This is a genomic window from Streptomyces sp. NPDC057565 (assembly GCF_042801455.1).
Lineage (GTDB): Bacteria > Actinomycetota > Actinomycetes > Streptomycetales > Streptomycetaceae > Streptomyces > Streptomyces yanii.
Window position 1 is genome coordinate 53819 of the sequence record NZ_JBHVFU010000024.1, and the last position, 14454, is coordinate 68272.

Annotated in this window: 10 protein-coding genes and 1 pseudogene; 3 read left to right on the top strand and 8 right to left on the bottom strand. The window is 70.1% G+C overall.

The genetic code is table 11. The features are described from left to right. Positions 1–32: 32 nt before the first annotated feature. The 3 genes and pseudogenes from ACFU8W_RS31220 to ACFU8W_RS31230 all read right to left on the bottom strand — a co-directional run bounded on the left by ACFU8W_RS31220 (position 33) and on the right by ACFU8W_RS31230 (position 4318). Positions 33–1858, bottom strand: a pseudogene (locus ACFU8W_RS31220) (ATP-binding cassette domain-containing protein). Positions 1859–1970: 112 nt separating this feature from the next. Next, positions 1971–2735, bottom strand: a complete 765-nt coding sequence (locus ACFU8W_RS31225) for an NUDIX domain-containing protein (protein ID WP_345514333.1) — start codon at positions 2733–2735, stop codon at positions 1971–1973. 284 nt (positions 2736–3019) lie between these two features. Further along, positions 3020–4318, bottom strand: coding sequence for a DUF4192 domain-containing protein (locus tag ACFU8W_RS31230; protein WP_384044164.1), 1299 nt, complete (start codon positions 4316–4318; stop codon positions 3020–3022). A 110-nt stretch (positions 4319–4428) separates the two neighbouring features. On the opposite strand from ACFU8W_RS31230, the gene ACFU8W_RS31235 reads away from it, so the two are divergent. Beyond that, on the top strand, positions 4429–6600 hold the full coding sequence (locus ACFU8W_RS31235; protein WP_384044166.1) for a RecQ family ATP-dependent DNA helicase: 2172 nt from the start codon (positions 4429–4431) through the stop codon (positions 6598–6600). A 215-nt stretch (positions 6601–6815) separates the two neighbouring features. Continuing rightward, positions 6816–7454, top strand: a complete 639-nt coding sequence (locus ACFU8W_RS31240; protein WP_384044169.1) for a hypothetical protein — start codon at positions 6816–6818, stop codon at positions 7452–7454. 66 nt (positions 7455–7520) lie between these two features. On the opposite strand, the gene ACFU8W_RS31245 is transcribed toward ACFU8W_RS31240, so the two are convergent. The 3 genes from ACFU8W_RS31245 to ACFU8W_RS31255 form a co-directional block, all read right to left on the bottom strand. Then, complete coding sequence (locus ACFU8W_RS31245) at positions 7521–8141, bottom strand: hypothetical protein (protein WP_384044172.1); 621 nt, start codon at positions 8139–8141, stop codon at positions 7521–7523. Between the two features lie 60 nt (positions 8142–8201). Further along, complete coding sequence (locus ACFU8W_RS31250; RefSeq protein ID WP_327243995.1) at positions 8202–8912, bottom strand: ribonuclease HII; 711 nt, start codon at positions 8910–8912, stop codon at positions 8202–8204. Between the two features lie 119 nt (positions 8913–9031). Further along, the gene (locus tag ACFU8W_RS31255; RefSeq protein ID WP_345514338.1) at positions 9032–9658 is read right to left on the bottom strand and encodes a TetR/AcrR family transcriptional regulator; all 627 of its coding nucleotides are present in this window, start codon (positions 9656–9658) and stop codon (positions 9032–9034) included. 186 nt (positions 9659–9844) lie between these two features. On the opposite strand from ACFU8W_RS31255, the gene ACFU8W_RS31260 reads away from it, so the two are divergent. Beyond that, the gene (locus tag ACFU8W_RS31260; protein ID WP_384044176.1) at positions 9845–11398 is read left to right on the top strand and encodes an MFS transporter; all 1554 of its coding nucleotides are present in this window, start codon (positions 9845–9847) and stop codon (positions 11396–11398) included. Positions 11399–11600: 202 nt separating this feature from the next. Here the strand turns inward: ACFU8W_RS31260 and ACFU8W_RS31265 are convergent, their stop codons facing one another. Together ACFU8W_RS31265 and ACFU8W_RS31270 are read right to left on the bottom strand one after the other, a co-directional pair. Then, positions 11601–13352 carry a DUF4153 domain-containing protein gene (locus ACFU8W_RS31265; RefSeq protein WP_384044179.1) on the bottom strand — a complete coding sequence of 584 codons (1752 nt, stop codon included), beginning with the start codon at positions 13350–13352 and terminating at the stop codon, positions 11601–11603. 184 nt (positions 13353–13536) lie between these two features. Continuing rightward, on the bottom strand, positions 13537–14448 hold the full coding sequence (locus ACFU8W_RS31270; protein WP_345514342.1) for an ADP-ribosylglycohydrolase family protein: 912 nt from the start codon (positions 14446–14448) through the stop codon (positions 13537–13539). Positions 14449–14454: the final 6 nt, after the last annotated feature.

Sequence of the window (14454 nt, forward strand, 5' to 3'; positions counted from 1 at the left end):
GAGCCTCGCGACCAGGTGGTCACGCTTCCTGATCACCAACGGACCCTGCCGCGAAGGCTGGTGAACACATACGCGCAGACGAGGACCGAGAGCGACAACGACAGCGCCGCCCCCACGGGGTGCACGACCACGCGCACCCCCGCCATCACCCAGGAATCCACCCCGTCCGGTCACTGCACCCAAGCCAGTTCGCGGAGCCTGCCGGGGAGCCCCAGTGCCGAATGACTGGCCGGCCCCGACAGCACCCCCCGCACGAGCGGAACGACGAGCACGGGCACAGCAAGCACCGCGGCGACTCCGGCGGCTGCCACCCGGAAGATTCCGGTGGCCAGCAGACCCGCCCAGGCGCAACCCACGTTCAGGCCCACCCAACTCGCTGCGGAAAAAGCCGCATTCGACGGAAATCTGACCAAGTCACCTCCGTACACAAGACGGAGCGCCTCGGCAGAGGCCGCCGCAACGATCAGAGCGAGGAGCAGCGCGACGCCCGCGGAGACCGCCAGCTTGGCCATGAGCAGACCGAGCCGGCGGGGGACGGTGCCCCGGCCCGCCGCAAGCGCGGGGTAGCGGAACTCGTCGCCGAAGGAGAGCGCGCCGAGCAGCCCGGCGCCGACGGCAGCAGGCGGCAGGGGCAGCACCTCGGGCCAGGCTGCAAGCACGTTCGGCAGCGGGGCATGGCCGGTGCGGGCGAGCAGGACGGAGAGCCCGACCGAGACGATCAGAACGGCCGCGTGATCAACGTCGTTGTCCTGACGCCGAAGAGACGGCGCAGTTCGTAGCGGACCGGCCGATGCGGGCCACGGGCCGGTCGCCGGCGGATCGACGGTGCGTGTTCCGGCCCCGGGACGGGCGATGCCGTTCGCGGCGCAGCCTCCGGCTCGGAGGCAGTCGGCTCCGGTTGCGCCGGTGCCGCGTCCCGGCCTGACGCGGGTGACGCCCGCCCCGGCGATACAGCCTCGGCTTCCGGAGCGGTGGCCGTTGCCGGGCCGGTGTCGGCGATCTCGTCGGCGAGCTGATGAACGGGTACACCGTGACGGAATGCGGTGTCGCCGATCTCCGTGCACGTGCTGCCGTACACCGAGAGGCGGCTGCCCGCTTCGGTGACCACCTCGACGGAACGCCGAGCCGCGCGCGCCTCACGGCTCACGACTGCGGCGAGTCGTGCGGCGTGCGGAGTCCGGACCACGACGCGGGGGCGCAGCCGGGTACGCGAGAAGTCGACAGCGTCCTGGTCGGAGACCAGCCGTCCGGCGTCGACAGTGACCACATGGTCGGCCGCGCGCGCCGCCTCCTTGGGGTCGCAGGTGGTGTAGAGGACCGTTCCTCCCTCCGCGACGTGGGCACGCAGGAACCCATGCAACCAAGTGTTCTCGCGTGGCGAGAGCCCCTCTCCGGGATCGTCGAGGATCAGCGCATGGGGGTCTCCGAGCAGCGCCGCCGCGAGGCCCAGCCTGCGGTCCATGCCGAGCGAGAGCGCTCCGAGGCGCTGGTCGCCGAGCCCGGCGAGACCGACGGCGTCGAGCAGTTCGTCGGCCCGGGAGGCGGGTACGCCCGCTGCGGCGCTGAGCATACGGAGCTGACCACGGACGGTGCGGGCGGGATGGCCGGGTACGTCCCCGAGGAGCACTCCCACCTCACGGGCGGGATGCGGGATGCGGTGCAGTGGTCTGCCGCGAAAGTAGATGACACCGCGCCCCGACTCCATTTCGAACATCAGACGGAGGACTGTGGTCTTACCGGAACCGGAAGCGCCGAGGAGTGCCGTGACGTGGCCGGGGCCGGCTTCGAAGGTGAGGTCGTCCACGGCGGGCGGACGGCCGCGGTGGGGTGCGCTGGTGAGTCCGATGGCCTGAAGCATCGCTTCTCTCGCGGCAGGTGTAACCGCTCGGCGGCAGGGCGAATACCGCAGCACGATAACCCGGCATATCGGACTTTTAGCGCATCATCGGTCCTGCGGGCGTTCCGCGAGGTCAGACTTCGGGCCTCAGCATCGGCGGATTGAGGACGGTGGCCGCGCCGGCGCGGAAGAGCTGGGCGGGGCGCCCGCCCTGGCGGGTGGTCGTTCCGCCGGCAGGCACCAGGAAACCGGGGGTACCTGTCACCTTGCGATGGAAGTTCCGCGGATCCAGAACCACCCCCCAGACCGCTTCGTACACCCGGCGCAGCTCTCCGACCGTGAACGCAGGCGGGCAGAAAGCGGTGGCCAGCGAGGAGTACTCGATCTTGGAACGCGCCCGCTCGACGCCGTCGGCGAGGATCTGCGCATGATCGAAGGCGAGCGGGGCGTGCTGCTCACCCTCGCGGCCGAAACCGCCCTCCGGCCCGAGCAGATCCTCGACGGGCGCCCACCGTGCACTGTGCGCGTCGCCGCCGGCGCGGGGAGCGGGCAGGTCGGGGGCGAGCGCGAGGTGAGCGACACTGACGACCCTCATCCGGGGGTCGCGCTTGGGGTCGCCGTAGGTGGCGAGCTGTTCGAGATGGGCACCGTTGCCGACTGCCGGGGTCGCCGGGTCCTGCGCGCACAGTCCGGTTTCCTCGACGAGCTCACGCGCCGCAGCGGCTCCGAGGTCCTCATCGGTTCTCACGAAGCCACCGGGAAGTGCCCACCTGCCCTGGAACGGGGACTCGCCGCGGCGAACCACCAGCGCACAGAGCGCATGACGGCGCACGGTGAGCACAACCAGGTCGACGGTGACAGCGAAGGGCGGGAAGGTCGACGGGTCGTAGGGCGGCATGCCGTGATCATAGTCGTCTGCCTGACGATAAACACTCCCTTCGTCATGATCTTCATCCATCCCGGCCCCGGAAACTGGTCGGCTCGCCGCCCGCGCGATGGGAGTCGTCCTCCGGCACGCAACGGCAGCACCCCGCAGGCCGTTGCGTGCCGGTGCGCAGAAGCTGCGCCACCGGCGGCTCCCCTCGTCGCTCTTTTCGCTCTCGCTTTCTGTGCCCGCTCAACTCGATGCCCAGCGCCGCGTCCCCGTTCCCCTGACGGACACCGGGCGATCGGTATCCATGGTCATCGGCCGCCCCCGGTCCCACCGCGACCGTGGGCCCGCGACTCACGGGCACGGCGTCGCGCGACTGCCCTTGGCCGGGCCGGGCCGGGCTGCGTCTTGTTCCGCCTCACCGCCGACGGGCGCGCTGTCCGGGGCCGGACGACTCGCTCGGCACGATGGTGACCGCGCTCCTTCTGCTCGCCGTTCTCCCCGCGCAGGCAGCGGCGCAGAGCCTCCGGATCGAGTCCTTCGTTGCACGCCTGATGAAGCAGTTGAGCGAAGGTGTAGTCGGGGTCCGCCCGGAGGGCGAGCCCCAGTGCGACCCGGGCGCCCGGCTCGTCGCCCGTCGACCAGGAGACCCAGCCGGTCAGGGTGAGCGGCGCAGCAGCGTGTTCCTCGTACGGTCCGACGCACCGGCGTGCGAGCGCCCGCCACAGCCGCAGGGCAGATTCCGCTTCGGGCCCTTCCATCCATTCCGCGGCCTTGTCCCGGGTCTCCCGGTCCTGGAGACCGAGGATCACCGCAGCGGCCTCGTCATTGCTGATCAGCGAGTCGTCCTGGCTGTCGGCCGCGGAGGGCGCGGCCGTCGGCGCATCCCGGAGGCGTTTCATCAGGACGCGCGCGAGCCCGAGGGTCTCGCGAGCCACTTCCTTGCGTCCCTCCTCGTCGAGGATCCTCGGCACGAGTGCAGCGCCGGCCAAGTCAAGGGCCTGCGGTTGCTCTGCCACGGCCGGGGTCTTCAGAGGCGCCAGTCTGGCTTCCATGTCCCTCAGAGATCCCCGGACCTGGACGCCCGCGTAGGTGGCGGCGGCCGCCATCACCGAAGTGCCCGGCAGGGACAAACCGTTGCCTTCGCTCGGGCAACAGCGTGGGTCCGGACAGCAGTAGGACCAGTAGCGTCCGCCGGAGATGCAGAGCGCTTCGAGGACGGGTACGTCGAGGGCCCCGCAGGCCGTGCGCAGACGCTGGGCCAGCGGCCGCAGCCGCTCCATCGTCTGGCCGGGCGTCTCTCCGTCGGCAGGATCCTGGCAGAGGAAGACGACGATCGCATCGGGGTGCTCGCCGCGTCGCTCACTCCCCTTGACCAGGCACTCGGCGAGCTGCTCTGCGACGTGCGGCCATTCCTGCGGCGACTGCGGAATTCCGAGCCTGAGCCGCCCGCCGAAGCGGCCCCGGCCGCCGTGCAGAGCGACCATGACCACGCTGTCGTTCGGATAGAAGCCCATGAGATACGGAAGGGCATCGGCGAGTTCGGCGGGCCCGCGCAGAGTGATCTGCTGCTCGTCGGCCGGTCCGGTGGATTCGTGGTGCTTGTTCATGGCATGACCGTCCCGTGGGCAGCAGAATTCCGCGACCCCCTGTGGATAAGTTGTCCACAGGGTCGCGGGGTCGTTCGCCGTTTGTCGTAGCCATCGGGTTGCATGGGGGCATGACCAACGCAGACCGCGCAGAGCTCAGGGCTTCGGCCGATTCCGTACTGGCCCGACTCGTCGGGGACACCACCGGCACTGCCCGGCTGCGCGAGGACCAGTGGCGGGCCATCGAGGCGCTCGTCGCGGACAGGCGCAGAGCGCTGGTCGTCCAGCGGACCGGCTGGGGCAAGTCCGCCGTGTATTTCGTCGCGACTTCGCTCCTGCGGGCGCGGGGCAGCGGCCCGACAGTGATCGTCTCTCCACTGCTCGCGCTGATGCGCAACCAGGTCGCGGCCGCTGCCCGGGCCGGCATCACCGCCCGCACGATCAACTCGTCCAATACCGAGGAGTGGGACACCGTCCAGGCCGAGGTGGCGGCGGGCGAGGTGGATGTGCTGCTGGTCAGCCCCGAGAGGCTCAACAATCCCGACTTCCGGGACCAGGTCCTGCCCCGCCTCGCCGCCGCCACCGGGCTGCTCGTGGTCGACGAGGCACACTGCATCTCCGACTGGGGCCACGACTTCCGGCCCGACTACCGACGGCTGCGGACCATGCTCACCGATCTGCCCGCAGGGGTACCCGTGCTCGCAACGACCGCCACCGCGAACGCGCGGGTGACGGCGGATGTCGCGGAGCAGCTCGGCACCGGAGCGGGCACGGACGCGCTGGTGCTGCGTGGGCCGCTGGACCGCGAGAGTCTCAGCCTCGGCGTACTGCAACTACCGAACGCCGCGCACCGGCTGGCCTGGCTGGGCGATCACCTCAAGGAGCTGCCCGGCTCGGGGATCATCTACACGCTCACAGTGGCGGCCGCCGAGGAGATCACAGCGTATCTGCGCCAGTGCGGACACACCGTTGCGTCCTACACGGGCCGCACCGAGAACGCCGACCGGCAGCAGGCGGAGGACGACCTCCTGGCCAACCGGGTCAAGGCTCTCGTCGCAACGTCCGCGCTCGGCATGGGATTCGACAAGCCCGACCTCGGCTTTGTCGTGCACCTCGGCTCCCCCTCCTCCCCCATCGCCTACTACCAGCAGGTGGGCCGCGCGGGCCGAGGCGTCGAGCACGCCGAGGTACTGCTCCTCCCGGGCAAGGAGGACGAGGCGATCTGGCAGTACTTCACCTCGGTCGCCTTCCCCCCGGAGGAACAGGTCCGACGCACGATCGATGTGCTCGCCCAGGCCGGCCGGCCGCTCTCGCTGCCCGCTCTGGAACCGCTGGTCGACCTTCGGCGCACACGGCTGGAGACCATGCTGAAGGTGCTCGACGTCGATGGCGCGGTCAAGAGGGTGAAGGGTGGCTGGACCGCCACGGGAGAGCCCTGGGTCTACGACTCCGAGCGGTATGCCTGGGTGGCACGCCAGCGCTCGGCCGAGCAGCAGGCGATGCGCGACTATGCAACGACGACCGGCTGCCGGATGGAATTCCTGCGTCGCCAGCTGGACGACGAGGAAGCGACGGCATGCGGACGCTGTGACAACTGCGCGGGGGCGCGCTTCGACGACCAGGTGTCGACGGCCGCCCTGGACACCGCACGGGGCGAGCTCGGCAGGCCCGGTGTCGAAGTGGAACCCCGCAAGATGTGGCCGACCGGTCTCGCGGCGGTGGGCGTCGATCTCAAGGGCCGTATCCCGGCGGAGGAGCTCTCCTTCTCCGGGCGGGCGCTCGGCCGTCTCTCCGACATCGGCTGGGGCAACCGGCTGCGCCCGATACTGGCTTCACCCACACCTGACGCACCGGTTCCGGACGATGTGGCGAACGCGGTGGTGACGGTGCTGGCCGACTGGGCCAAGGGACCCGGGGGCTGGGCGTCCGGCGCAGCCGATGCCGTACCGCGGCCGGTGGGGGTCGTCGCGGTCGCCTCGCACAGCAGGCCACAGCTGATCCAGTCGCTCGCCAGCCGGATCGCCGACGTCGGCCGGATGCCGCTGCTCGGCAGCGTCGCCTATGCCCCCGGGGCGGACGGGGTACGGATGTCGCAGACCAACAGCGCGCAGCGGGTGCGTGCTCTGCATGAGGCGCTCGTCGTGGAACCGGAACTGGCAGAGGCGTTGGTGTCGGCAGGGGGGCCGGTGCTGCTCGTGGACGATCTCTCGGACACCGGCTGGACGCTCGCCGTGGCAGCGCGCCTGCTGCGCAGGGCCGGTGCGGAGGGGGTGTTTCCGCTGGTCCTCGCCGTTCAGGCGTGACAGGAGCGTCAGCCGTCTGCGGTTTGGGCAGGGATATCCGTGTCATTCCAGCCGATTTCCGTCAGCCGCACCAATTGCTCGTTGCCGCCTGCCGATACGCCAGGAAGAATTGAACTCGCTCCCCGCACGGTCCTTTCGCGGCCCGGAAGGGCTGTGCCGCGGTGCGCCCCACCCAACCCTGCCCGCACCGTGGGCGCGTATGCGAAGGGAGGATCGTGACCTTCGGATTCGCTCCGTCCGCAGCCACTTCGATGTCGGCGTCCTCGGTGTCCGCCGACTCCGCCAACCGCCTTGCCAGAATGCTCGAACCGGCCGAGTGGGCCGCTGCGGGCATACCGTTGCTGCGCAGCCCGCGCGAGGTGGTCAGCGGCCTGCATACCCGGCACCGGCCGACCCCGGAGACCGCTGTCGTCGCCGTGCTCGACCATGAGGAACGCCTCACGGCCAGCGCCTCGTTCGCCCGTCGCTCCGTCTCCGCGGACGGCTGGGAGTTCCGGAACGCACTGCTGGCGCATTTGCGCCGGGTCATCCCGCACGATCTGCGCCGCCGCACACCCGTCCGCACTGCGGTGCTGCTCTACTGCCGCGAGGGCGACGAGCGGTGGACGGAGGAGGACGGGGCGTGGATGTGGGGTCTGCGGGATGCCTGTACGCTGCACGGCCTGCGGTGCGGCGCGTACATCACGCTGACGCGTGGCGGGTGGCAGGTGCTGGGCGAGGGCCGGGGCGGCCGTCGGCCCAACTCCATATCGGCGCCTGCGGCTCTCGCCGACACGGTTGCCGAGCATGATCCGTTCCCGCTGCGCACCGGCGGCGGCGCGGCAGAGGCACTGCGACGCACTGCGGCCCGCTGACCCCGGTCGTGGGCCCGGCCGCCCTGTAGGGCAGCCGGGTCGCCACAGCCGTGCGCGTCGTTCGGCTCAGACGCCGGCGCCGAGTACGGCGTTGATCCGCTGCGGTTCACCGCAGACGACCAGCAGTGCTCCGGCACACTCCCTCGCGAGAGGCAGCGCACGGGCGGTGGCGTCGTCGACGCCACCGTTGACCGCGACGATCACCACGGGGCGGGCCTTGACCCGGTCCGCAGCCACGGCATCGGCGAAGAAGACGTCGTCGCCCGCATCGTGCTGGGCCCAGTAGGCGGCTTCTCCGAAGGAGAGTTCGTGCACCGCCCACGGGTGCTGCTCACCGGTGGTGAGCACCAGGATGTCGCCCGGTGCGCGTCCGGAGTCGAGCAGCAGATCGACAGCGTCGTCGGCGGCATCGAGCGCACTGCCGGCCGCGGCCGGGATCAGCTGGAACTGCGGCGCGGTACGAGTCTTCGACCGGGCAGCCTGAGGCTGACCGGAGGTGGAGTGCGGGCGTTGCGCCGGGGGCGCGGGCCTCGCGGGGCCGGGGCCCGGACGACCGGGGCGCGGCGTGGCCGCGGAACGCGGGCCGGGTACGGGACGGGGGGTCGGCGCGGTGCGGCCTGCGGCCGGAGTGACGCGGGGACCCTGGGCGCTCTCGTGAATCTGAGGCTCCTCGGGGATGAGAGGCATGGGTGGTTGTCTATCAAACGCCGGCGCAGAGGGCGTCGGCGGGTGGGCACAAATGCGCGATCAGAAGTCGAAGCCGAGTTGGCCCCCGCTTTCCAGTGCAGCCGCCTCGGCGGAGATGCGGATCTTCTTCAGGTGCTGCCACCTGGGCAGCGCGTCGAGGTAGGACCACGAGAGGCGGTGCAGAGGCGTGGGCCCCAGCGCCTCCAGAGCGGCCCTGTGCACGGGGGACGGGTAGCCGGCGTTCGCATCGAACGCGAAGGCGGCGTACTCCCCCGATTCCGCGCCCAGTTCGGCCATCATCGTGTCCCTGTGGACCTTCGCGATCACCGAGGCGGCCGCGACCGCGATGCAGGACTGGTCGCCCTTGATGACGGTTCGGACCGTCCAGGGCTTTCCCAGGTAGTCGTGTTTGCCGTCGAGGATCACCGCGTCCGGGCGCACGGGCAGCGCTTCGAGGGCGCGCACGGCGGCGAGGCGCAGAGCCGCGGTCATCCCGAGCTCGTCGATCTCCTGCGGCGAGGCGTCACCGAGGCCGTAGGCCGTGACCCAGGCCTGGAGCAGCGGCGCCAGCTCGGCGCGGCGCTTCGGGCTGATCAGCTTGGAGTCGGTGAGTCCCGCGGGGGGCTTGCGGAGGCCGGTGACAGCCGCGCACACGGTGACCGGTCCCGCCCACGCTCCGCGTCCGACCTCATCGACACCGGCGACGGTCTTGGCACCAGTGGTAGCGCGCAGCGAGCGCTCGACGGTGTGCGTGGGTGGTTCGTACGGCATGGCGCCAGTCAGCGTACGCCGACGCAGGCGTCACGAACACCCCCGGGGCGCCGGACCGTCGTCCGGCCCGCGGCGTCGCTCCGACGGAACGCTCACGGTCCGGCTGCCACTGGTTGCACTCAGCTGCCGGAAGGCCGGAGCAGCGGCACCATGATCTGATCGATCAATTCGGCGATGTACGCATCCGGCCATTCGCTGCCGCACACCTTGCTGCGGTACATCATCATCGCGGGGATCACGTCCAGGGCCAGGTCGCTCGTCGCATCGGAACGGACGTCACCCCGCTCGATACCCCGGCGCACGACCTTCCGAAAGAGCTCGGTGGAGGGCTGGATCACACCTTGGAAGATCACGGCCTGGAAGCGGCCGGAAGCGCTCGAATCGCACTCGTGAAGCACGGAAAGCAGGGCGGTTCCGGGCGTGGAGAGCATGGCGTCGCGCAGCCGTCGGCCCAACTGGTAGAGATCTTCGCGAATGCTGCCGCAGTCGGGCGCCTCACCGACCGGGGGCAGCGCCGCCCGCAGCGCCTCCGCCACCAGATCTTCCTTCGACGGCCATCGCCGGTAGACCGCTGCTTTCCCCGTCTGGGCGCCGGCGGCGACACCCTCCATCGTCAGCCCGTTCCAGCCCACCGTGCTCAGCTGTTCCAGCGCGGCGTCGAGAATCGCGCGTTCCAGTACGGGACCACGGCGGCGCAGCGACACCACCGACGGTCGAGCGGCGGCCGCCGAGCGCGAAGTATCCATCAGCTTCTCTCCATCGAGACGGGTGGGGACGTCGAGGCGGGACTGAGCAGATCCCGTCCCGCGATGTACGGGCGCATCCCGTCACCGGCACATTCAGTGAACGCTTGCGTTCACTGAAGGGGACTCACTACCGTTGACGAGACAGTGAACGCACTCGTTCACTAACTCACTTGTGGGGGATCCATAGTGACAACCTCTCAGTTAGAAGCACAGAGTTCGCCGGGCGCCGCCCGGCAGCAGGGGCGACGGGGGATCGCCCTCACCGTCATCGCCGCATGTCAGCTGATGGTTGTGCTCGATGCCACGATCGTCAACATCGCGCTTCCGCACATTCAGGACGCGCTCAGCTTCTCCACCACCGATCTGTCGTGGGTTCTCAGCGCATACACGCTCACCTTCGGCGGACTGCTCCTCCTCGGCGGCAGGGCGGGTGACATCCTCGGCCGTCGTCGGGTCTTCATCATCGGCATTCTGGTCTTCACCCTGGCCTCCCTGCTGGGCGGACTGGCACAGGAACCCTGGCAGTTGCTCGTGGCCCGGGCCCTCCAGGGTGTCGGCGGCGCCATCGCCTCGCCGACGTCGCTGGCCCTGATCACCACCACGTTCCCCGAAGGACCCGAGCGGAACCGTGCCTTCGGGGTCTTTGCCGCAGTCTCGGCGGGCGGTGGCGCGATCGGCCTGCTGGCGGGCGGGATGCTCACCGAATGGCTCGACTGGCGTTGGGTCTTCTTCGTCAACGCACCGATCGGTGTGCTGATCGCGATGCTGGCACCGCTGTACATCAGCGAGTCCGAGAGGCACCCGGGCCGCTTCGACATCTCCGGGGCTCTGACGTCGACCCTTGGCATGGCCTCGCTGGTGTACGGATTCATCCGAGCCTCCGAGGAGGGGTGGCGGGACTCCTTCACCATGGCATCCTTCGCCGCCGCGGTCGTACTGCTGGCCGCGTTCGTCCTCATCGAAATGCGGGCGAAGGAACCGATCACGCCGCTGAGAATGTTCGCCGACCGCAACCGGTCGGGGACGTACCTCGTCATGCTCAGCCTGGCCGCCGCCATGCTCGGCATGTTCTTCTTCATCGTGTTGTTCGTGCAGAACGTGCTGGGCTACAGCCCCGTCGAATCAGGGCTGGCCTTTCTCCCCGTGACGGTCGCGATCGCCATAGGAGCAGGGCTGTCGCAGCGGCTGTTGCCCGCCCTCGGCCCCAAGCCGTTCATGATCACCGGATCGACGCTCACCGGGATCGGTCTGTTCTGGCAGACGCTGATCTCCCCCGACAGCTCGTACGTGAGCGGCGTATTGGGGCCGATGATCCTGTTCGGCTTCGGCATGGGGCTGAACTTCGTCACCCTGACCCTGACCGCGGTATCCGGGGTCGCCCAGCACGAGGCGGGCGCGGCGTCCGGACTGCTCAATGCCAGCCAGCAGGTGGGCGGTTCGCTGGGCCTCTCGATTCTGGTCACCGTCTTCGGCACAGCGAGCCGCAACGAGGCGGAGAAGCAGATTCCGTCGTTCATGGCGCAGGCGACACCGGAGCAGAAGGCGACGTTCGCCAAGTCGCGGGAACTGCCTGCACCGTGGGGGCATGAAGTGCTCACCCAGGGCATTTCGACTGCCTTCACGGCAGCGGTGGCGATGGCGGCCGTCGCCCTGCTGACCGCGGTGCTGGTGATCCGGGTGCGCAAGAGCGACTTGGATGCGCTGAGCGGCAAGGCCTCCGCAGGAGGACCTGGCGCATAACGCAGCACGACGCGTGTCGCCACAGGCGCGCGATCAGCAGGGCGTATCGGCGAAGAACCCGTCGGCGCAGGTGCAGGACGTACCGCGAAGGGTATGTCCTGCACCTGTCCGGATCGCCCGGTAGGACTCGGACCGCCCCCCCTTGCACAGTGCGTGCGACGCAATGCGGGATGTGCACGGGTCGGTGCGGGGCGGTCAGGGGTCAGTACGGGTCGTAGGAGTCGTCGCCCTCGTAACCGCCGCGCTCGCTGTCTCCTTCGCTCCCCGGCCCCCGGCAGTCCGTCATAAGGGCATTCGCGCTCCGCTTCTCCAGAATGTCGCGTGCCCGTGCCTCGCCCCAACTGGTGGCGTACCACGGTTCATCGGACGCACGGAGCGTGTGCTGGATCTCGTTGAGGGCGCAGGACCGCAGCGGTTCGGGAAGCCTGTCAAGAGCCGGTACGGCATCGGCCGAGAGGCCCCTGAGGTAGTCGATGTCGATGGTGTGATGGCTGCGGTAACGCTGCACGTTCTGTTCCGCGATCAGCCCGTCGGGCGAGACCAGACCGAACGTGAGCACGGCGACGGCGGCGCTCGCCGCCACGGCGCGCGGCAGCATACGGGCGCCGAACACACCCGCTGCCATGATCAGGACGAGCACCACACCCAGCCAGAGTTCCACCGCAGCCACGGATATGCGCAGCCGGGTCAGGCCGTAGGCATCGACGTACAGGTCCATGCGCCGCAGCGCAGAGGCGACCACCACGAGAGTGAGGAGGCAGAGCGCGCCGAGGACGGTCCGTACGAGCGTGCGGTCGCGCGAGTGCCCGCGCGGTGCCCAGCGCAGCGCGAGCGCGATGACCAGGAGGGTGAGCATGGTCGCCCACAGCAGCTGCCAGAAGCCCTGGCGGGCGTATGCGGAGTAGCTGAGATCGGTCTCGGCCATCACCTTGTCGTACCCGCCGAGCAGCACGGTGAGCTGGATGGCGATGAAGACGGCGAAAAGCAGATTCAGCACGATGAGCGGCAGCGCCCACTCCAGGCGCCCGCGGGGCTTCCCGTCCCGCACGGTGATGTCGTCCCAGCGCACCGGGGCGGCGGTGGTGTATGCGGCGGTGAGCGCACCGACCAGACCAACCACGAACAGGAAGAACCGCCACGGGGCTTCGCCCAGCGACACCTCGGGAATCAGGTTGCCGAGCACATCGGCGAACGCGGCGTCCGCGCTGGCGAAGAGCGTTCCGAAGACGATGAGCAGGGCGATCGCCACCGCAGTGGAACGGAACACGACACCCCACCGACGTCGGGAACCGGCCATACGGTCGCGAACACCACTCACTCCCCACCTCAGTCCCCCCGCCACGGAGGAGAAGAGGCCCACCGAACCGAGGAACACGCCGAGCCAGCTGCGGCTGCCGTGCAGCGTCAGCGAGCCCAGCGCGACGGCCGACACAACGGCGAGGAAGGCGGGCCAGCCCGCGTCCCTGAGCGCCGGGACCGCGAGCAGAGCAAGTGCGCCGACCGCCCAGACCGCGGACCAGGACCGGAGCCGACGGCCCGCTGCCTGCGCGGCGAAGTAGGCCGCGAGTGCGGCGGGGACTGCCGCGATCAGCAGGTTCGGGCCGAGTCCGTCACCGAGCAACAACGCGCTGAGGAGCGCGGTGGCGACGGCCGCCCAGAGCGTGGCGTTACGAATGGCGGCCGGGCGGGCCGGGCGCAGCCGCGCGAGCGTACCGGCTGTCTGCCGACTGCTCGGCCATGGGTTGGGCTGCTGCGGCTGCCACCCCTGTTGCGCGTACGCCGGGACCTTCGGCGCCGGCGGAACGGCGTCCCGGGACGCCGGCGCCTCGGACGGCTCCGGTCGCTCCGTCGGCTCCCCCGCCGGATCCGACCCCGTCGCGCGAGACGGTTCCGACGTACGCGGCGGCTCGGGCACCTCCGGCTGGGCGGCTGATTCTGACGCGTGATCGGGCATGGGACCCCTCCCCACCGAGGTCCACTCACACGACAGCTGGACAGTGCGAGCAACCCGGCATCTCATTCGGCACACGCCCGTCATGATGATCATCGCGGGCGGCGTGGCCGAAAGATTAGCCCCCTGCTACCGCTCGCAGGCGCCCGTGGCAGGGATGTGTCAGTACCGTGACAGTCGGCCCGTCTCAGCTGCGGCCCGGGCGGGGAAGCCAGTCCGGCAGCTCTTCCGCCTGCGCCGACCAGTCGGCCGGCGGTGCGCCCGTCTCGCCCGCCGCGACGACCCCACCGACGATCGCGCAGGTCGTGTCCACGTCCCCACCCGCCTGAGCGGTCACCCAGAACGCCTTCTCGAAGTCGCCGAGGCTCCGCGCCGCAGACCAGAGAGCGAACGGCACCGTGTCATGTGCACTGGTACGGCGCCCGTTGCCCAGAACCGCGGCCACAGTCCCGGCATCGCTGTAGTCGAGCATGTCGCGAGCCCGGCGCAGCCCGGCGCCCACCGCGCTGCGCGGTACGAGCGCGACCACGCCGTCGAGGAGATCCTCAGGCGTCGGTGGTCCTCCGGGCGCGGCTGCGAGTGAGGCGGCCGCCGCCACAGCCATCGCACCCACGACGGCCTCCCGGTGCTGATGCGTGGTGTACGAGGAGATCTCGGCCTGGTGCGTAGCCTGCTCGGGGTCGTCCGCGTACCAGGCGCCGAGGGGCGCGATGCGCATCGCTGAACCGTTGCCCCAGGAGCCCTGACCGTTGAAAAGCGCCGACGCCAGCTCGCGCCAGTCGCCGCCCTCCCGGATCAGTCGGAGCATCCGGTTCACGGCGGGGCCGTACCCCCGGTCGAAGTCGTGATGGTCGGCGAAGGAGTGGGCGAGCGCGTCCTGGTCGATACGGTCGTGCCCGACGAGCACGGCCAGGACCGAACAGGCCATCTCCGTGTCATCGGTCCATTGCCAGGGTCCGGGCGGCAATGCGCGCTGTTTCAGGAGCGGATAGTTGACGGGCACAAAGAACTGGGATCCCAGGGCGTCTCCCACGGCCAGCCCGCGCAGGCTGGCCAGGGCGCGCTCGAAGCGTGTGGCGGTAGCGGAGTCAGCGGTCATCGCCCT